Origin of the sequence: Mucilaginibacter robiniae, assembly GCF_012849215.1 — a bacterium.
Lineage (GTDB): Bacteria > Bacteroidota > Bacteroidia > Sphingobacteriales > Sphingobacteriaceae > Mucilaginibacter > Mucilaginibacter robiniae.
Genome location: NZ_CP051682.1, coordinates 824,454 through 842,892, shown reverse-complemented (window position 1 = coordinate 842,892; position 18,439 = coordinate 824,454). Strand labels below are relative to the sequence as shown.

The window sequence follows — 18,439 nt, the reverse complement described above, 5'->3', positions numbered from 1 at the left end:
GGCAGGGTGTTTAACAAATTTTGTTATGAGAAAAATATTAACTACATTATTAGCAATAAGCAGTATTTTACTGTTGTTTTCTTCCTGCAAAAAGGATGAAACTAAAGTGTACTCATCTGTTGGTAGCGCGGGTACTTTAACAGCATCAAGTACTTCACCAGCTTTAACGCAAGCTACCAGTACTAGTACTGCTGTAACTTTTAGCTTGTCGGCAGCTACACCAGTAACAGGGTATCAAACCGGAGTAACTTACACTATTCAAATTGGTAAAAAAGGTAGCAACTTTGTGGCCGCTCAGGAAATTAGCGCTGCTCCAGGCAATACTTCAGTTACTGTAGGTGATCTGAATACTATGTTAAGTTCATTAGGTTTAACTACAGGTGTATCTACTCAGGTTGAGGTACGTGTTAAATCAACTATTGCCGCTAACGTTGATCCGGCTTACTCTAATACAATAAATTTGACTGTTACGCCGTACGCCGTACTTTATTATGTGTATGTACCGGGTGGTTATCAAGGCTGGACTCCGGCTACTGCACCAAGTTTGTCTTCAACTACAAGTAATGGTGTTTACACGGGTACAGTTATTGTTCCGGCAGGTACAACCGACTTAGGTTTCAAAATTACACCAGCACAAAACTGGGATACGAGCTATGGTGGTGCCAATGGTGTATTGAGTACTTCAGGAGCTAACTTAGCTTTCCCAAGCGCAGGTACATTCACGATAACTGTGGATATGACCAAACTGACTTATACCATTACTAAACAGTAATGAACACAGGCCATCAAACACTACTGATAGCCTGATACGTCTCTCATCTTTTACCCATCAATAGCAAACGTAGCTATTGATGGGTTTACACATCACAACTTATAAAACTAATTATGGCAAAATTCTTATGCCGGGCATTGTTTGTTTCGTTTTTAGCCGTTTCTTTAGGTACAGCAGCTGATGCGCAAACAAATCCGGTTAAAAGTATAGGCAATGTAAACAATGTACAAATTAACGGGCAACAGGTTAAACTGACTACCGACAATGCTCATGCAGAAGTAACCGTATATAGCCCATCAGTTATTCGGGTACGTATTGATAAACAACCACTAGGCCGGGATTTTTCCTTTGCGGTAATTGCATCGCCAGAAAAAACAAAAGCTAATGTTACTGAAAGCGCAAATGACGTTACTGTATTAACAGATTCCGTAAAGCTGATAATTTACAAAAAGCCTTTCCGCACAGCTTTCTATACGCTGGATAACAAAGTGATTAGTGAAGATGAAAAGGGCTTAACCACTTCATGGGTAAATGAATCGGTAACTACTTACAAACACATGCAACCTGATGAAAAGTTTATTGGACTGGGTGAAAAAACGGGAGGTTTAAACCGTAGAGGTAGTGGTTATACACATTGGAATTCAGATACATTTGGCTATCGTACCGATCAGGATCCTATATATTCTACTATCCCTTTCTATATGGGGGTGCATGATGGCTTGAACTATGGTATCTTTTTAGATAATACTTACCAGAGCGACTTTAACTTCGGTGCCAGTAATAACCGTTTTTCATCATTTGGTGCCCGTGGCGGTGAAATGAATTACTACTTCATTTACCACAAAAAAGTAGCCGATATTATTACTTCTTATACCTGGCTTACTGGTCGTATGAAAATGCCACCACTATGGAGCTTGGGTTATCAGCAAAACCGATATAGCTACTATCCCGAAACTGAAGTAATGCGTATTGCGCAAACCTTGCGTGAAAAGAAAATACCGGCTGATGGTATCACTTTGGATATCCACTACATGGATAAATACAAAGTGTTCACCTGGGATAAACAACGTTTTCCTGATCCGGCTAAAATGAATGCTAAGCTGAAAGACATGGGCTTTAAGCTGACCGTAATTGTTGACCCTGGTGTTAAGGTTGAACCTGGCTATGGCGTTTACGAACGTGGCTTGAAAGAAAATATCTTTGTTAAGTATCCTGACAGTACCAATTACACGGGTGAAGTATGGCCAGGTTGGTGCCATTTCCCTGACTTCACCAGTGATAAAGCACGTGCTTGGTGGGGTACTGAAATTAAGAAATATGCTGCCGATGGCATCAGTGGTATCTGGAATGATATGAACGAGTTTTCAACCTGGGGCCAAAAAAATCCGGATAATATTCTATTCAATTATGCTGGTTTAGGAGCATCTCATTTACAGGCTCGCAATGTTTACGGTTTTAATATGGCTCGTGCCAGTTTTGAAGGTTTCAAAAACGCTATTGGCAAACGTCCGTTCATATTAACCCGCTCTGGCTATGCCGGTTTACAGCGTTATACTGCCATCTGGACTGGTGATAACCGTGCTGAAGATGACCACATGTTATTAGGCGTACGCCTATTAAGCAGTTTGGGCTTAAGCGGCGTGCCATTTACTGGAATGGATATTGGTGGTTTTACGGGTAATCCCAGCATTCCGTTATTTGCACGGTGGATGCAGATTGGCGCTTTCAGTCCTTACTTCCGTAACCATACGGCGGTAAATACTAAATCAGCCGAGCCTTGGGCTTTTGGTGAAGAAGTGCTGGAAATATCACGTAACTATGTAAACCTGCGTTACCGTATGCTGCCTTACCTGTATTCAACCTTCTATGAGGCTACTCAAAATGGTGAACCGGTGGTACGTTCATTAGCTATCGACTATACGCATGATCCTAAAATTTACGATACTAAATTTGAAAACCAATACAAGTTTGGCAGTAGTTTAATGATTGCTCCGTTTATTGGTTCAGCTAATTACGGTACTGTATATTTTCCAGGTGGCGATTGGTATGATTTATATAATGATGAGCTGATTTCAGGCAAGCAGGAAAAAATTATGAATGTAAGCATGAATAAGCTGCCCGTATATGTGAAAGAAAGCAGCATTATCCCCATGCAATCATTAGTACAAACTACAGCCGAAAAGCCAACAGATACTTTAACGGTTCATATTTACAAAGGTAATCGTAACAATAGCTTTGTGTATTATGAGGATGATGGCGAAAGCTATAGCTACGAAAATGGTGCTTTTTACAAACGTACTATCAGTTACAATGCTGCTCAAAAACAAATTGTGTTTGAAAAGGCAGAAGGTAGTATATCATCTAAATTCAAATACCTGAAGCTGCAACTGCATGGTTTTGGCAGCAATGCTAACATTAAAGCCAGTGGTGCAAATGGCAAAGTATCTACTGAGTTTGTATCTTTACTTACACCAATCTCCAAGTTTGATCCACAGGGTACAGCTAATCAGGCTGAAGGTCATAATGTACAAAGCATGATAATTAGTAACAGCAATAATCGTGTTGTTATTAACTACTAAATAGATTTCAAATAAGTATAATATTAGCCCCGGATTGAAGTTAATCACTTAAATCCGGGGCTTTTTTGTGTGATTAGATTGGGTAACGTTTATATTTCCTAACCAAAATTGCAGATTACCCCTTACTTTTGTAAAGTGTTGAAAATTAGTATTAAAAGCTTCTGTACCCTGTTGTGCTTAATGGTATGTGCCAATATTGCTTTGGCTCGTACTAATGATTTGATTAAACAACTGGAAACAGAACTTGGTAAAAAAGAAGCTTACGATCATCAGAAGCAAATAACTCTTCATTCGCTAAAAGCTGAATTGAAGCAAATGCCAGCTAGTAGCCGCTTGCAGCAGTATGATTTGTGCAATCGTATCTATAATGAGTACAAATCCTACCAATACGATTCGGCTGCGGTGTATGCTGGTAAAATGCAGCTTCTAGGCAATCAGTTGAATGACAAAGCCAAGGTATATTACAGCCAAATCAAAATGGCTTTCATCCTGCTGTCGTCAGGTATGTTCAAAGAAACATTTGATAACCTGCGCAATATTGACTCTCATTATCTAGATACGAAGGCAAAGTTCGAGTATTATTCTATTCTGACCCGCGCCAATTATGACTTGGCAGCCTATGACGATGATCACCGTTATTCTCCTCGCTATAACAATGATGCTAATCGGTATATTGATTCAGCAATTGCCATTAGTAAACCCGGATCATACGACTGGTTGTACCTGACGGGATTTAAGGCTTTTAAGAACAAACAATATAAAGTTGCCGAGCGTGCTTTCATCCAGCTGATGACTAAATACCAACTAAGCCGTCACCAGTATGCTATTGTCACATCCACCTTAGGCGACTTGTATATTACCAGTAACCAGCGGCAAAAGAGTATTGATTTGTTGACTAAAGCTGCTATAGCCGATATTCAGGCATGCACTAAAGAAGCTGTTGCACTTTTTTGGCTATCACAGCAATTGTATCAGGATGGAGATAGCCCTAATGCTTACCGGTTTATACAGCAAGCTATGGCTGATGCTGAGTTTTATGGAGCTCGCCAAAGGCAGTTTCAAATCAGCAATGTGTTGCCCATTGTAGCTGCTCAAGAATTAAATGATTCAGAAAAAGCCCGTATGCGGTTTTTGATTTACCTGATCGTTATTACGGTATTGGCTTTGTTGGTCGTGTTGTTTTCTTTTATCCTGTTCAAACAGCTGAAAAAAGTACAGGCTAAAGAAAAAATTATTGAAGATAAAAATACCGAGTTAGAAGCTATTAACGAACGCTTACAAGAAGATGCGCGCATTAAGGAAGATTATATTGGTTACTTCTTTAACATTATTTCCGGCTATATTCTAAAATTAGAAAAGCTGAAGAACTCTATCGATACCAAGCTATCTATCAAGAAGTATGAGGATATTCAGCAAACCATTAATAAAATCAATATCAAAAAGGAGCGTGAAACCTTGTTTTACACCTTCGATCATGTGTTCTTGAAAATATTCCCGAACTTCATACCTGCGTTCAATTCTTTGTTTGCTGAAAAAGACCAGATTTGGCCGAAGGAAAATGAGGTGCTGACCACCGACTTACGGATATATGCTCTCATCCGGATGGGAATTACCGATACCGAAGCTATTGCCAACATTCTGGAATATACCGAAAAAACTATTTACGTGTATAAAATGCGCATCAAGGCCAAAGCTTTGGTACACGGCGAAGAGTTTGATAAACGCATTATGGCTATTAAGGCGGTAGACACGCTGCAATCTGAAATACAGCACCTAGCACAGCGCATAGTTCCGCAAGCTACTACTACCAATAAAAAAGCAGAATCTAAATCTGTTTAAGCTAGCACCGCTGGTGCAGATACACGCCGGATTAAAAATCCTGACTTACTTTAGTGTTAGGATATTCCAGCTTAGTGCTTTTGCGTACGCTATTTACCGTCATGTGTACAATGTTAATCTGATCGTCGTATAGGTTGTGCAGTAAGCTAACGTCGGCAGTTTCTTTTTTGATAACTGGCAGTTTGTTCGATTCCAGATAAACATTTACGGCTTCCCGGTCAATTTCATAACCTAAGTAATTCAGAACAATGGTTCCAGCACCGCTCCTGATATGCAGATGGCTGTTTATATAATTTTTAACCAAAGCATCCATCGCGGTATGCATGGTTGGCTTGGTTAAATCTGTTTTGGTATTATACTGCTTGGCTAAAGCTTGTTCAAAATCATCGGTAAAAATAGTGCAGGTCACTTCCAGCTTATTATCCTGCCCGTTGTAGCTAATATCACTGGTGCTTACATGTAATGGGTGGGGAACAGGTAAAGGCTTATGCCCGAAAAAAGATGAGCCTGTAAACAAGTAGCAATACAACACGGATTGATAAATTAAAGCATACATAATTGCCTAGAAGTTTTAATTATGAAAAAACGCCTTAAATTTAGCGTTTTGCATACTGAACGTTGAATGTCTGATTTTATTTTTTATTTTAAGTTAGGGTGGGAGCACATTATCAGCGCCGATGCACTTGATCATCAATTGTTTGTGCTGGCACTGGCTTCGGTTTTTACTTTCAAAGATATCAAGCAGGTACTTATCTTAATTACAGCTTTTACCATCGGGCATTCTTTAACATTGGTGCTGAGCGTGCTGGATGTCATTCGTTTTTCAAGTAAATGGGTAGAGTTTCTGATACCTTGTACCATATTCATTACCGCCATCAACAACCTAATACAAGTTGATCGTAAGGAGCAGAGTGCACGTATTAATTATTATCTAGCCCTGTGCTTTGGACTTATACATGGTATGGGGTTTGCCAATGCCATCCGCATTATGCTGGCTCAGGATGAGAGTTTAGGTTTAGGCTTGTTCGGGTTTAATGTTGGACTTGAGGCTGGGCAGGTGTTTGTGGTAGCGATAATTTTAATAGTAGCTTTCATTTTCCTGGATATTATAAAAGTTAAAAGAAGAGATTGGATTTTCTTTCTAGCATCGGCTGTTTTTGCCTTATCTGTAAAAATGGCGATAGAAAGGTGGCCATTCTGATGAAAAAAGTTTAATTTTATTCCAACATTGTTATTTGTCACCTTATACTATGATAAAAAAAATACTTTCTGTTACATTTTTATCGGCCAGCCTAATGCAACTGGCCTACGCTCAAGACATTCAAAACAATCCGGGTAGCAACCATGGCAACAAGTTTGAACAGCTGGGTACAATTTTAACTACACCGAACGAGCAAAGAACAGCCAGTGGCGCTCCTGGTGTTAAGTACTGGCAACAACGTGCTGATTACAATATCAAATGCGAACTGGACGAAAAAAATCAAAAGCTTACCGGTAGCGAAACCATTACATACTTTAACAATTCACCCGATCCGTTAGACTATATTTGGCTGCAGTTGGATGAAAATGAGCATAATAATATTAATAATTCAGGTTACCAAAGCAGCACAATTATGCCACGTGGTGGTGTGAATGCGCAAATACTGGAACGTGCGGACAAAAGCGGTGAGGATAACGGATATGGTGATAAAATAACATCGCTTACTGATGCCGCAGGCAAGAAGCTGCCTTATGTAATCAACAAAACCATGATGCGGATTGATTTGCCTACGCCGCTAAAGCCAGGTCAGCAATTTGCGTTTAATGTTAACTGGAACTATAAAATATCAGACCGTATGGCTATGGGGGGCCGAGGTGGTTACGAGTTCTTCCCTGAAGATGGCAACTACTTGTTTACCATGACCCAGTGGTATCCTCGTTTGTGTGTGTACAGCGATTTTCAAGGCTGGCAAAATCACCAGTTTACCGGTCGTGGAGAGTTTGCCCTGACTTTCGGTAACTTCCGCGTACAAATGACGGTTCCTGCCGACCACGTGATTGGTGCTACCGGCGAATGTGTTAACTACAACGCAGTATTAAGCCCTGAACGTTTAGCCCGTTACAACAAAGCTCGAAACTCAACAGTTCCGGTTGAGATTGTAACTTTAGATGAAGCCAAACAAGCGGAAACTCACCCGAGCACTGCTAAAAAGACTTGGGTATTCCAAGCTAATAACGTGCGAGATTTTGCCTGGGGATCATCACGTAAATTTGTTTGGGATGGTATGGGGGTGAACGTGGAGGGCAAGAAAGTAATGGCGATGAGCTATTATGGCAAAGAAGCTTACAACCTGTATAGCAAATATTCAACCCGCTTAATTGCGCACACTATTAAAACTTATTCAGACTTCTCTATTCCGTTCCCGTACCCGGTGGCGCAAAGTGTTGAAGCATCAAACGGTATGGAATACCCAATGATTTGCTTTAACTATGGGCGCACCGAAAAAGATGGTACTTATAGTGAAGCTACTAAAAACGGTATGATCGGCGTAATCATTCACGAAGTAGGGCACAACTTCTTCCCGATGATTGTGAACAGCGACGAGCGCCAGTGGACTTGGATGGATGAAGGCTTAAATTCATTCGTAGAGTACCTGACTGAAGAATTATGGGATAATAAGTTCCCAAGCAAGAAAGGTGCAGCTTATACCATTGTTGATTACATGAAGCTACCAAAAAATGAGTTAGAGCCTATCATGACCAACTCTGAAAACATTGTTCGTTTCGGGCCAAATGCTTACTCAAAACCAGCTACAGGTTTGAACATTTTGCGTGAGACAATTATGGGCCGCCAGTTGTTCGACTATGCTTTTAAAGAATATGCTAAACGTTGGGCTTTCAAGCATCCAACTCCTGCCGATTTCTTCCGCACAATGGAAGATGCCAGTGGCGAAGATTTGGATTGGTTCTGGAGAGGCTGGTTCTATGGTACTGATCCGGTAGACATTTCATTGGATTCTGTTAAAGTAGGTAGAGCTGATCTAAACGGTAGTCCTAACAATGTAGTAGGTTTTGGTGGCCGTCGTGAAAACAGAATGGCAGCAAACCGTGCTGATGCTCCGCAAGTAAACAGCTTTGATGATATTTCAAAAGTTCGTAACCGTGAAGACAAAAACATTAAGTTTTACGTAGAGCGTGATCCGGCAGTACAGGATTTTTATTACAAGTATGATCGTGGTTTGGCTGCTGTAGATACAGCTAAGTTTAACAGCATTGCTAAAGCAAAAATGCCACCACAAAGAACAGCTACATCAGCAGATGGCTTTACTGAACAAGATAAAGCGTTATACGGCCGCAAATATTTTTATGAACTTAAATTCAGCAATAAAGGTGGTTTGGTTATGCCAATTATTGTAGAATTTACTTTTAAAGATGGTACTAAACAAGTAGATCGTATTCCTGCCCAGATATGGCGTCTGAACGAGAAAACTGCTTCTAAATTCTATGTACAAGATAAAGAAGTAGCTTCTATCAAATTAGACCCAATGCGTGAAACTGCCGATATTGACGAAACCAACAACTACTGGGGTAAATTGCCGGAGCCATCCAAGTTCCAGGTGTTTAAACAAAGAGGTGCTGGTGCTGTTCGTGGCCAATCAGTAGGTACTAACCCGATGCAGGCTTCAGGTACTAAATAAAAAAATTAGCACATGAATCGTCCTGAAATAGGTTGACAGATTTTACGATAGTCCCAGTTACGAGAGTAGCTGGGATTTTTGTTTATAAACACTTTGCGGTGTTTTCATTATCAAAGATAAGTGTGGCCTTCGATTATTGTATAGATCAATGGCCTCTTCAGTCAATAATTTTGCATGTAGTTTTGATCTCATAACATTACCAAGGCCAAACTCTTCTTTCAAGGTCCTGTTCATTCGTTCCGCTAATGCATTTTCATAAGGGTCACCATTCTCTGTCATACTCATTTTTATTTCGTGCTGATCAGCTATACTTACATATTCTGCGCTGCAATATTGCAGGCCCCGGTCTGAATGATGAATCAACGGATATTGTTTATTTTGTCTGTTCTTAACAGCCATCTGAAAAGCCTGCTTCATTTGGGCTGCTTCCATATTGTCAGCTATAGCATAGCCCATTATCTTCCTGCTGTAGGCATCGGTAACCATATTCAGGTAACAGTTCCCCTCGTCAGTTTTAAGATAGGTGATATCACTTACCCAAACTTCGTCAGGTCGTCCGGCAACAATGCCTTTGATCAGGTTAGGGTATTTTCTTAACCAATGCTTTGACATCGTTGTCTGTACATACCGACGCTTGGGCAGAATAAGCATACTGTGCTTTCGCAGCAATGCAAACAGTTTGTCCCGACCGAACTTGATCTGCTGTGCCTGTAGACTATCTCTGATCTGGTGGTGAAGCTTTCTGCCGCCTAAGCGGGATAAGACCTTGCGCTCTTTATCGACAAGTTGTTTTACCTGTAATTCATGCGCTGCTCTGTGTGCCTGCTCTTTACAGTGTTTATAGAAATACTGTCGGCTGTATCCTAAAACTTTAGCTACTGATCCAACGGTTCGCCGTTCTTGCTTTGAGCCTGTTCTGTAGCTTCTGACAACAGGCTCAAATACTTTTTTCTGATATCTGTATGCAACTGACTATCGGCTATATCGATCGCCCGGTTCAGTATTTCTTTCTCTTGCTCCAGGCGCTTTAGCTTCTTCTCCAGTTCCCTGATCTTTTTACTGGGCGTATCTCTTTTCATGGTTTCCGATTCTTTCCAATCTAATCTACCATGTTTTCGCAACCAAACCAAAACGGTACTTCTTCCTTGGATGCCATAACGCAGTTGGGCCTGTTTGTAAGTAAGCTCGCCTTTTTCTACCGCATCTACGATCTCCAGTTTAAAAGCTAAACTGTAATCTTTTTGAGTCTTCCTTTGATAACTCTTAACTTCTTGTTCTTGCATTTGTTAACACTTATTGTGTCAACTTATTTCAGAACCTTACAACATTTATAAATAAAAAAGCGCCTTAAATATTTAAGGCGCTTTTTTATTTAAGGTACTTATTGGAAGTCTATTTTTTTGATTCTTGGGGTTTTAATAAAAGGTGAAAAATAGACGGTATCAACTAGCTAATAAATCACGGGCATTTTGTAGGGCGCTTTCTCCCGGTTTGTCGCCGCTTAACATTTTAGCAATTTCTACTACTCGTTCCTTGCCGGTTAACTGGCGTATTTGGGTGTAGGTAGTAGCTGCTTTGGTGTCTTTATAAACAAAGTAATGGCTTTGGCCCTTGCTGGCAATTTGCGGCAAGTGGGTAATGGTAATTACCTGCAAGTTTTTTGATAAACGTTCCATAATGATGCCTACTTTGTTAGCTACCTCGCCTGATACCCCGGTATCAATCTCATCAAATATAATAGTAGGTAACGCAGTGTAACGGGCAATGATTGATTTAATGCTCAACATCAATCTTGATAACTCACCACCGGAAGCTACTTTACTCATTTCAGCCAGGTTATGACCTTTGTTGGCAGTGAACAAGAAACGGATCTGATCAATACCATTCTTGGTAAGTTCGTTGTTTGGAGTAGTTTGTTGCTCTACTTTAAGTTGTGAATTACCCATACCCATTTCAGCCAATGTTGCCAAAACTTGCTTTTCAATAGCCGGAATAGCTTTCAAACGGTTGGCTGATAGCTGCTGTGCTAAATCTTCCAGCTCATCTTTTTGCAGTTTGATTTGCTGTTGCAAACTTTCAATCTCTTCATCACCAAATAATACCTGCTGGATTTTGTCTGATAAGTTTTGTTGTATTTCAAGTAACTCTACATTGCTGCTAACCCGATGTTTTTTCTGCAAATTGTAAATTAAACTCAGGCGGGTGTTAACTTCATCAGCTCTGGTTTCGTTGGTTTGTGTGCGCTGTTCTAATTGTTCAATCTCTGAAGAAACATCACGCAGTTCAATCAAGGCGCTATTTAAACGTTGGTGCAGATCGGCCACTTCAGGGCTAAATTTTTCTAAAGCCAACAACTGCTGCCCGGCCTCTTTCAATTGCAGGGTAACTGCCGATTCACCATCTTGTAATAAATACATGGTGCCGGTCAGCTTACGTTTTATTTCTTCGGCATTGTTTAGCGCATATAGTTCCTGTTCCAGTTGTTCCTGCTCGTCGGCAGCTAAGCCGGCTTTATCCAATTCATCAAACTGAAATTGAAAGTAGTCTAAATCAGTTTTGGCTTTATCATTATCAGCAATTAACTGGTGCAGGCGTGAGCTCAGTTTTTTGTAGCTGCGGTAATTGGTTTCATATTCATTCAGCAACGACTGGTGCTTAGCTACCGAATCTACAATCAGCAACTGAAACTCCGGGTCGTTCAGTTCGCGCGTGGCATGTTGGGAATGAATATCAATCAACTGTTCACCCAACTGTTTTAGCGTAGTCAGGTTAACAGGCGTATCATTTACAAAAGCTCGTGATTTACCATCGGCTGATATTTCGCGACGCAATACAGTTTCAGCTTCGTAATCCAAGTCATTATCTTTAAAAAAAGCTTTCAGGTGCTGAAATCCGGCTACTTTGAAAGTGCCCTCAATAACGCATTTTTTTTGCTGATTAAAAAAATACTTACTCTCGGCACGTTGACCTAATATAAGCGACAGAGCGCCCAAAATAATAGATTTACCCGCACCTGTTTCGCCGGTCATGATATTTAAACCTGCATCAAAACTGATTTCCAGGTTATCAATTAACGCATAATTATTGATGGAAAGCTGCTGCAGCATGTAAATATATACTTGTTGTGAAAATACAAAGTTGCAAAATTAGTGCCTAATATAGAGGCAAATGTCAATATTTCAGCTAAAAAAGTTAGTAAATAAATTTAGTTGCTACTTGTCTCTATAAGCAGTTCTGGTTACTGATGAAATCACTATTGATGTTTTTTTACTATAAACTGTATCAACAGCATTTACAAGTGAGTAGGCTAGAAAATAAAAAGCCGTCATGGCTATTGCTACAGCCATGACGGTTACTCTAAGAATTATAAGTTTTTACTGCCTTAATGTCTGGTATATATTGCCATTAGCCGGGTCGGCTTGGCTTAAAGTGTTCATGGCTTGTAATCTTTCCTGCGGACTGGCTTTGCTGTAAATAGAAACCAATTCATCATGCTTGGCCAAAAAAAAGAGGGTAGGCCAGGTAGCACCCAAGCGCGTACGGTCAAGCTGGGTAAGTACGGGTAATACAGCATCAATAGCTTGTCGGCCTTTATTCAAATCGTCAGCCATTACATCTAAACCTAATCGATGGTAGTCATACAAAAAGCCTCTCAACGGAATGTAGGTTTTATTCATGGTATTTTCAGATAGCCAATACCGGTTCGTGTTGCCATCGAAAGCTTTCCAACCTTTATACGTGCTGCTTTGTGCATTAATTACTACAGCCTGTGCATTGGCATAATAGGCTGTACCACCATAACGCGAAAAACTGTCATAATCCATAGCTACAATCATGTAAGCATAAAAAGCCATAACCGAGCTCAGGTTGCTAACAAAGGTTTGGTTGTTAAAATCAATGGTTTGGCCTTCGGTGTATGAAAAATCAAAGTCGCGGTCGTTTATACTTAATAAGGTAGTATTATAAGCCGAGTTATAAACTGGCCGGGTTGACTGTACCTGCAATTCGCCGCTAAAACCGCTGCCATTATCCCAGGCAGTAATGTTTAAAATAAAACTGCAGTCTATCTTTTCCTGCGGCTGTATAGTTTCGGCACTCCACCTGCGCCCGTTCAAAAACTCTTTCATGGCAGTTTCGAGCGTTTGAAAAATACGCTTGTTGGTGGTTTGTATTTTGGGCGATAACACCTGTACACGTGCATTCAAATCTTGTGCAGATGCAGCACTATCCAGGCAAAACAAAAGTAAATAGCAAAACAGCTTTTTCATGATGTAATCAATTCTACCAGTTTCTGGCAAATATCGGCGGCAGCTTCAGCTTTGCTTTTTAGTGCAAAGGTGGTTTTTTGCAACTGGGCATCAATAATGGTAATCTTATTGGTATTAGTTTTAAAACCGGCACCCTTATCATTCAATGAGTTCAGTACAATAAAGTCCAGGTTTTTTTTCCTGAGTTTCTCCATAGCATACTGTTCTTCATGCTGTGTTTCCAGCGCAAAGCCAACCAATATTTGTTCGGGGCGTTTGCGTTCGCCCAACGTCTTTAATACGTCGGTTGTTTTTTTAAGTTCGATGTTAAAGCTATCTGTTTGTTTTTTTATTTTTTGTGATGCTACCGTAGTAGGCGTATAATCGGCAACGGCAGCATTCATTACACAAGCTTTGGCTGTTTCAAAATAATGTAAACATGCCTCCAGCATATCTTGGGCCGAAGTAATATCTACACGTTGTACCTGTGGTTCATGGCTCACCTGTGTCGAAGGACCAGCTACTAATATAACCTCAGCTCCCAAACGCGCCAGTTCATCTGCAATGGCAAACCCCATTTTACCTGATGAATGATTACCTATAAAACGTACCGGGTCAATCGCCTCATAAGTAGGGCCTGCTGTAACCAATATCTTTTGCCCTTCAAGCGGATGGCTTTTATTAAGATGTGACGCAACGAAAGCAACAATTTCTTCTGGTTCAGCCATTCTGCCTTCACCGTGTAAACCACTGGCCAGTTCACCAGTACCGGGTTGTATCAGAATGTTACCATAACTTTGCAGTTGCTGCACATTGTTGCAGGTAGCCGGGTGTTTCCACATATCCAAATCCATAGCCGGGGCAAAGTAAACCGGGCATTTGGCTGAAAGGTAAGCGGCCGTAAGTAAATTGTCGCACTGCCCGTTAGCCATTTTCGCCAGCGTATTGGCACTGGCTGGCGCTATGATAAACAGGTCGGCCCATAAGCCCAGTTCCACATGGTTGTTCCATACGCCAGTTGTAGGTTCAAAATAATGTACCAGAACCGGCTTTTTCGATAAGGTTGATAAAGTTAAAGGCGTGATAAATTGGGTAGCATCGGTAGTCATGACTACCTGTACATCAGCACCTGCCTTAATTAGCAAGCGTAACAGGGTTGCGGCTTTGTAAGCAGCTATGCTGCCACACACACATAAAACAATTTTTTTGCTATCAAGCATCCTGCAAAAATATCATTTTCAGGTGCAATCCATGAAAAAAGCCTTCCCTGTTTGCAAGAAAGGCTTTCACTATATTTATGTACTTCCCCATAGGGGAACCGGGAAGTTTACTCTTTGTTCGGGTTCCGATAATATACTTTATCATCCAAGAACTCCTGAACAGCTACTAACACCGGTTTAGGTAATTTTTCGTAGTGCTTAGAAATTTCAATTTGTTCGCGATTTTCAAACACTTCTTCCAGGTTATCATTTGAAGATGCAAACTCAGAAAGTTTTTGGTGCAACTCTTCTTTGATGTTGTTGGAAATCTGGTTGGCACGTTTACCCATAATTACGATAGATTCGTAAATATTGTTGGTTGATTTATCCAACTCACGTAAATCGCGCGTTACGGTACTGCCGGCGACGGTGGATGGTTTATTGTTATTAGTATTGCTCATGCTCTGCTTATTTTATTGATTTTGCGGACTTCTTTCGTTTTGTTTACCTACTACAGATTGTGGCTGACCAGTAGTTGTATCTTTTTTAGCCAGTTTTTTAGCTACTTTACTATCTACTGATGCTTCTGCAACTAATACCTTAGCTTGTTTTATGCCTTGATCACTTATTTTACGGTAAGATGCTGCTTCGCGCAAGTATTTACTGTTAGGGTATTTCTCCGTAAACTGATCGGCGTAACTGATAGCCTGATTATAACGATCTTCCTGTTTATAGTATAAACTGTTTCTTGCGTATAGATACTGAGCCTTAATCATCATGAACTCCATCTCCTCAGCATACTTGGTGTCAGGATAATCACGCAGTGAATTATTGAACGCCATAACTGCTGATAGGTAATCACCAATATCGTAATACAATCTGGCATCTGCGTACGATTTCTCTTCCAGTTTGTTACGCAGGTTTTGAATCAACTTACTAGCATCAGCTACACGCTCACTCTTTGGGTACAAGTTGATGAACAATTGTAATTGTTCAATAGCCTTGGAAGAATTGGTTTGGTCAAGCTGATAATTTGGCGAATCCAGATAAGAACAGTAAGCGGCCATATAACGGCACTCTTCTGCACGTGTACTGCTCGGATAGTTTTCGGCAAAGTTCTTGAAGTGGTACCCAGCCGATGTATAATCTTTTAGTTTGTAGTTAGTATAAGCGTAATAGTAAAATAAGTCTTCGGCTTCTGCCTTACCACGATAACGCTGGGTAAGATCATCAAATAAGTCGAGTGCCTTATTATAGTCTTTCTTATTATAGTACTTAACAGCCTCGCGGTATTTTTTAGCAACATCATTGCTGGCTTTCAGTTTTTCGTAGTCGCTTTTACAACTACCAAACATAAGTGATACCGCAATTAATGCACTAGCCGTTAATATACGTTGTTTTTTTAACATCCTGCAAAGATAACTATATAATGTAAATCAATCAATTATTTATTTAACCGCTAAGTTAGTGGGTTATTATAAAGGATGATTGTTAAAATGCGTTAAATAACTAACCTGGGCAAGTATATTATACTACTATATAGTAGGCCAGTATATCTCACCTATTAATATAGCCACAATAGGTTATCTAGAGGCAGCCCGGGCCATACTAGCCCACACATCAATTAAAGTGACTTAAGTTCAGCGGTTTAACGAGGCATAACAAGAAAAGGCAGGAAATTGTTTGCGGGATGGGGAAATAAATCTACCTTTGCACACCGCAAACGAGAGGATGCGGGTAGTACATTGAAAGGTTAGGGTTGAAGCGAGTAGAGCAGGGGCATCAAATGAATGAAACGTAAGTTTGAAGATGCTGCTAAAACTTTTTTCAAAAAGTACTTGACGGGAGGTATAAAAAGATATACTTTTGCACTCCGTTTCGGAAGCGAGACGGTTAGTACATTGAAAGAGGGGGAAAAAGGGAAATGGGACCTGGAAGCTGAAGCGGCGGAAGGGGAGCTGGAGTGCCAGGGATTTAGCTGAGAAAGTAGGCTAAAAAAAACTTTAAAAAAGTACTTGACACGAAAGAGAAAGAAACTTACCTTTGCACTCGCAAACTGAAAGCCAGAAAAGTTCTGAAGTACGCTGAAAAGGCGGAAAGCTCCGAAAAAAATTAAAAAATAAATTTGGAGAAAAAGAAAAAAGCTTTACCTTTGCACTCCCAATCACAACGAAAGGGAAAATAAAAAAAAAGAAATCTTCGCAACGAAGATGGATTAAAAATCAGAAAGTCTATTCATCGCAATGATGACAGATATAAAAGCCTAAGCGAGATGCGGCGGCGAGAAAGTTCTTTTAAGAAGTAACATGTAGCGTAGCGGGAGGTAGTAGAAGTACTACACTCTGTCAAGAAAAACAAACCTTTAAGTTAAACTTCTGAATACTGTATAAAGATACAAATAATCAGATTTCTATTTTGAGTAATAGGGTCTGGATACAAACAAAACATTTTACAATGGAGAGTTTGATCCTGGCTCAGGATGAACGCTAGCGGCAGGCCTAATACATGCAAGTCGGACGGGATTGAGCTTTCGGGCTCATGAGAGTGGCGCACGGGTGCGTAACACGTATGTAACCTACCTTTATCAGGGGGATAGCCTCTCGAAAGAGAGATTAACACCGCATAAAATCACAGTGCAGCATTGCATAATGATCAAATATTTATAGGATAAAGATGGGCATGCGGGACATTAGCTAGTTGGCGGGGTAACGGCCCACCAAGGCGACGATGTCTAGGGGATCTGAGAGGATGGCCCCCCACACTGGTACTGAGACACGGACCAGACTCCTACGGGAGGCAGCAGTAAGGAATATTGGTCAATGGAGGCAACTCTGAACCAGCCATGCCGCGTGCAGGAAGACGGCCCTACGGGTTGTAAACTGCTTTTGTACCGGAATAAACCTTTTCACGTGTGAGAAGTTGAATGTACGGTAAGAATAAGGATCGGCTAACTCCGTGCCAGCAGCCGCGGTAATACGGAGGATCCAAGCGTTATCCGGATTTATTGGGTTTAAAGGGTGCGTAGGCGGCCTATTAAGTCAGGGGTGAAAGACGGTAGCTTAACTATCGCAGTGCCTTTGATACTGATGGGCTTGAATGCAGCTGAAGTGGGCGGAATGTGACAAGTAGCGGTGAAATGCATAGATATGTCACAGAACACCGATTGCGAAGGCAGCTCACTAAAGTGCGATTGACGCTGAGGCACGAAAGCGTGGGGATCAAACAGGATTAGATACCCTGGTAGTCCACGCCCTAAACGATGAATACTCGATGTTGGCGATATACGGTCAGCGTCTAAGCGAAAGCGTTAAGTATTCCACCTGGGGAGTACGCCCGCAAGGGTGAAACTCAAAGGAATTGACGGGGGCCCGCACAAGCGGAGGAGCATGTGGTTTAATTCGATGATACGCGAGGAACCTTACCCGGGCTTGAAAGTTAGTGAATGATTCAGAGACGAATCAGTCCTTCGGGACACGAAACTAGGTGCTGCATGGCTGTCGTCAGCTCGTGCCGTGAGGTGTTGGGTTAAGTCCCGCAACGAGCGCAACCCCTATGTTTAGTTGCCAGCATTTAAGGTGGGGACTCTAAACAGACTGCCTACGCAAGTAGAGAGGAAGGAGGGGACGACGTCAAGTCATCATGGCCCTTACGTCCGGGGCTACACACGTGCTACAATGGGCAGTACAGAGGGCAGCTACCTGGCAACAGGATGCCAATCTCAAAAAGCTGTTCACAGTTCGGATCGGGGTCTGCAACTCGACCCCGTGAAGTTGGATTCGCTAGTAATCGCGTATCAGCAATGACGCGGTGAATACGTTCCCGGGCCTTGTACACACCGCCCGTCAAGCCATGGAAGCTGGGGGTACCTGAAGTATGTAACCGCAAGGAGCGTCCTAGGGTAAAACCGGTAACTGGGGCTAAGTCGTAACAAGGTAGCCGTACCGGAAGGTGCGGCTGGAATACCTCCTTTCTGGAGCAGTATTCAACCAAGAAGAGACGAAAGAAGGCCAGTAAGGATAGAGAATTCTGCTACGCACATGTATTTCTTAAGATTAAAAGAAGAAAAGAGAAACCCAAAAGAAAAAGCCATATCAGTACTATAGCAATATAGAGTGGCTGTTATACC

The 18,439-nt window shown here is 41.2% G+C and carries 13 protein-coding genes, 1 rRNA gene and 1 pseudogene; 7 read left to right on the top strand and 8 right to left on the bottom strand.

Annotated features, from left to right (window positions below):
* The first annotated feature begins 25 nt into the window (after positions 1-25).
* The 3 genes from HH214_RS03815 to HH214_RS03805 all read left to right on the top strand — a co-directional run bounded on the left by HH214_RS03815 (position 26) and on the right by HH214_RS03805 (position 5,190).
* Positions 26-772: a SusE domain-containing protein gene (locus HH214_RS03815; RefSeq protein ID WP_169606081.1), complete on the top strand. Its 747-nt coding sequence runs from the start codon at positions 26-28 to the stop codon at positions 770-772.
* 113 nt (positions 773-885) lie between these two features.
* Entirely contained in the window at positions 886-3,351 is a 2,466-nt protein-coding gene (locus tag HH214_RS03810; protein WP_169606080.1) for a glycoside hydrolase family 31 protein, read from the top strand.
* Between the two features lie 138 nt (positions 3,352-3,489).
* Positions 3,490-5,190, top strand: coding sequence for a DUF6377 domain-containing protein (locus HH214_RS03805; protein WP_169606079.1), 1,701 nt, complete (start codon positions 3,490-3,492; stop codon positions 5,188-5,190).
* Positions 5,191-5,221: 31 nt separating this feature from the next.
* On the opposite strand, the gene HH214_RS03800 is transcribed toward HH214_RS03805, so the two are convergent.
* Positions 5,222-5,746: a DUF6702 family protein gene (locus HH214_RS03800; protein ID WP_169606078.1), complete on the bottom strand. Its 525-nt coding sequence runs from the start codon at positions 5,744-5,746 to the stop codon at positions 5,222-5,224.
* A gap of 66 nt (positions 5,747-5,812) precedes the next feature.
* Between HH214_RS03800 and HH214_RS03795 the strand changes: the two genes are divergently transcribed.
* Together HH214_RS03795 and HH214_RS03790 are read left to right on the top strand one after the other, a co-directional pair.
* Positions 5,813-6,391 carry a HupE/UreJ family protein gene (locus HH214_RS03795; RefSeq protein ID WP_169606077.1) on the top strand — a complete coding sequence of 193 codons (579 nt, stop codon included), beginning with the start codon at positions 5,813-5,815 and terminating at the stop codon, positions 6,389-6,391.
* Between the two features lie 49 nt (positions 6,392-6,440).
* Positions 6,441-8,867: a M1 family metallopeptidase gene (locus HH214_RS03790; RefSeq protein WP_169606076.1), complete on the top strand. Its 2,427-nt coding sequence runs from the start codon at positions 6,441-6,443 to the stop codon at positions 8,865-8,867.
* A 57-nt stretch (positions 8,868-8,924) separates the two neighbouring features.
* On the opposite strand, the pseudogene HH214_RS03785 reads toward HH214_RS03790, so the two are convergent.
* The 7 genes and pseudogenes from HH214_RS03785 to HH214_RS03755 form a co-directional block, all read right to left on the bottom strand.
* A pseudogene (locus tag HH214_RS03785) lies at positions 8,925-9,704 on the bottom strand (IS3 family transposase); the annotation flags it as partial.
* Positions 9,705-9,742: 38 nt separating this feature from the next.
* The gene (locus HH214_RS03780; RefSeq protein ID WP_169606075.1) at positions 9,743-10,150 is read right to left on the bottom strand and encodes a transposase; all 408 of its coding nucleotides are present in this window, start codon (positions 10,148-10,150) and stop codon (positions 9,743-9,745) included.
* A gap of 159 nt (positions 10,151-10,309) precedes the next feature.
* Complete coding sequence (recN, locus tag HH214_RS03775; RefSeq protein ID WP_169606074.1) at positions 10,310-11,974, bottom strand: DNA repair protein RecN; 1,665 nt, start codon at positions 11,972-11,974, stop codon at positions 10,310-10,312.
* A 267-nt stretch (positions 11,975-12,241) separates the two neighbouring features.
* Positions 12,242-13,135 (bottom strand): type IX secretion system protein PorD, encoded by an 894-nt coding sequence (porD, locus tag HH214_RS03770; RefSeq protein ID WP_169606073.1) that lies wholly within the window; start codon positions 13,133-13,135, stop codon positions 12,242-12,244.
* Positions 13,132-14,334: a bifunctional phosphopantothenoylcysteine decarboxylase/phosphopantothenate--cysteine ligase CoaBC gene (gene coaBC, locus HH214_RS03765; RefSeq protein WP_169606072.1), complete on the bottom strand. Its 1,203-nt coding sequence runs from the start codon at positions 14,332-14,334 to the stop codon at positions 13,132-13,134. Before coaBC ends, porD begins: the two co-directional genes overlap by 4 nt.
* Positions 14,335-14,441: 107 nt before the next feature.
* On the bottom strand, positions 14,442-14,774 hold the full coding sequence (locus HH214_RS03760; RefSeq protein ID WP_169606071.1) for a DNA-directed RNA polymerase subunit omega: 333 nt from the start codon (positions 14,772-14,774) through the stop codon (positions 14,442-14,444).
* A 12-nt stretch (positions 14,775-14,786) separates the two neighbouring features.
* Entirely contained in the window at positions 14,787-15,722 is a 936-nt protein-coding gene (locus HH214_RS03755) for an outer membrane protein assembly factor BamD (RefSeq protein WP_169606070.1), read from the bottom strand.
* A gap of 381 nt (positions 15,723-16,103) precedes the next feature.
* Here HH214_RS03755 and HH214_RS03750 point away from each other — a divergent pair, with 381 nt between their 5' ends.
* Together HH214_RS03750 and HH214_RS03745 are read left to right on the top strand one after the other, a co-directional pair.
* Positions 16,104-16,295: a hypothetical protein gene (locus tag HH214_RS03750; protein ID WP_169606069.1), complete on the top strand. Its 192-nt coding sequence runs from the start codon at positions 16,104-16,106 to the stop codon at positions 16,293-16,295.
* 469 nt (positions 16,296-16,764) lie between these two features.
* A 16S ribosomal RNA gene (locus tag HH214_RS03745) occupies positions 16,765-18,283 on the top strand.
* Positions 18,284-18,439: the final 156 nt, after the last annotated feature.

What these genes read in the sequence shown, in the direction of transcription:
- HH214_RS03815 (WP_169606081.1), top strand. Translation starts at nt 26, where the DNA reads ATGAGAAAAATATTAACTACATTATTAGCAATAAGCAGTATTTTACTG.
- HH214_RS03810 (WP_169606080.1), top strand. Translation starts at nt 886, where the DNA reads ATGGCAAAATTCTTATGCCGGGCATTGTTTGTTTCGTTTTTAGCCGTT.
- HH214_RS03800 (WP_169606078.1), bottom strand. Translation starts at nt 5,746, where the DNA reads ATGTATGCTTTAATTTATCAATCCGTGTTGTATTGCTACTTGTTTACA.
- HH214_RS03795 (WP_169606077.1), top strand. Translation starts at nt 5,813, where the DNA reads ATGTCTGATTTTATTTTTTATTTTAAGTTAGGGTGGGAGCACATTATC.
- HH214_RS03790 (WP_169606076.1), top strand. Translation starts at nt 6,441, where the DNA reads ATGATAAAAAAAATACTTTCTGTTACATTTTTATCGGCCAGCCTAATG.
- HH214_RS03780 (WP_169606075.1), bottom strand. Translation starts at nt 10,150, where the DNA reads ATGCAAGAACAAGAAGTTAAGAGTTATCAAAGGAAGACTCAAAAAGAT.
- recN (WP_169606074.1), bottom strand. Translation starts at nt 11,974, where the DNA reads ATGCTGCAGCAGCTTTCCATCAATAATTATGCGTTAATTGATAACCTG.
- porD (WP_169606073.1), bottom strand. Translation starts at nt 13,135, where the DNA reads ATGAAAAAGCTGTTTTGCTATTTACTTTTGTTTTGCCTGGATAGTGCT.
- coaBC (WP_169606072.1), bottom strand. Translation starts at nt 14,334, where the DNA reads ATGCTTGATAGCAAAAAAATTGTTTTATGTGTGTGTGGCAGCATAGCT.
- HH214_RS03760 (WP_169606071.1), bottom strand. Translation starts at nt 14,774, where the DNA reads ATGAGCAATACTAATAACAATAAACCATCCACCGTCGCCGGCAGTACC.
- HH214_RS03755 (WP_169606070.1), bottom strand. Translation starts at nt 15,722, where the DNA reads ATGTTAAAAAAACAACGTATATTAACGGCTAGTGCATTAATTGCGGTA.
- HH214_RS03750 (WP_169606069.1), top strand. Translation starts at nt 16,104, where the DNA reads ATGAAACGTAAGTTTGAAGATGCTGCTAAAACTTTTTTCAAAAAGTAC.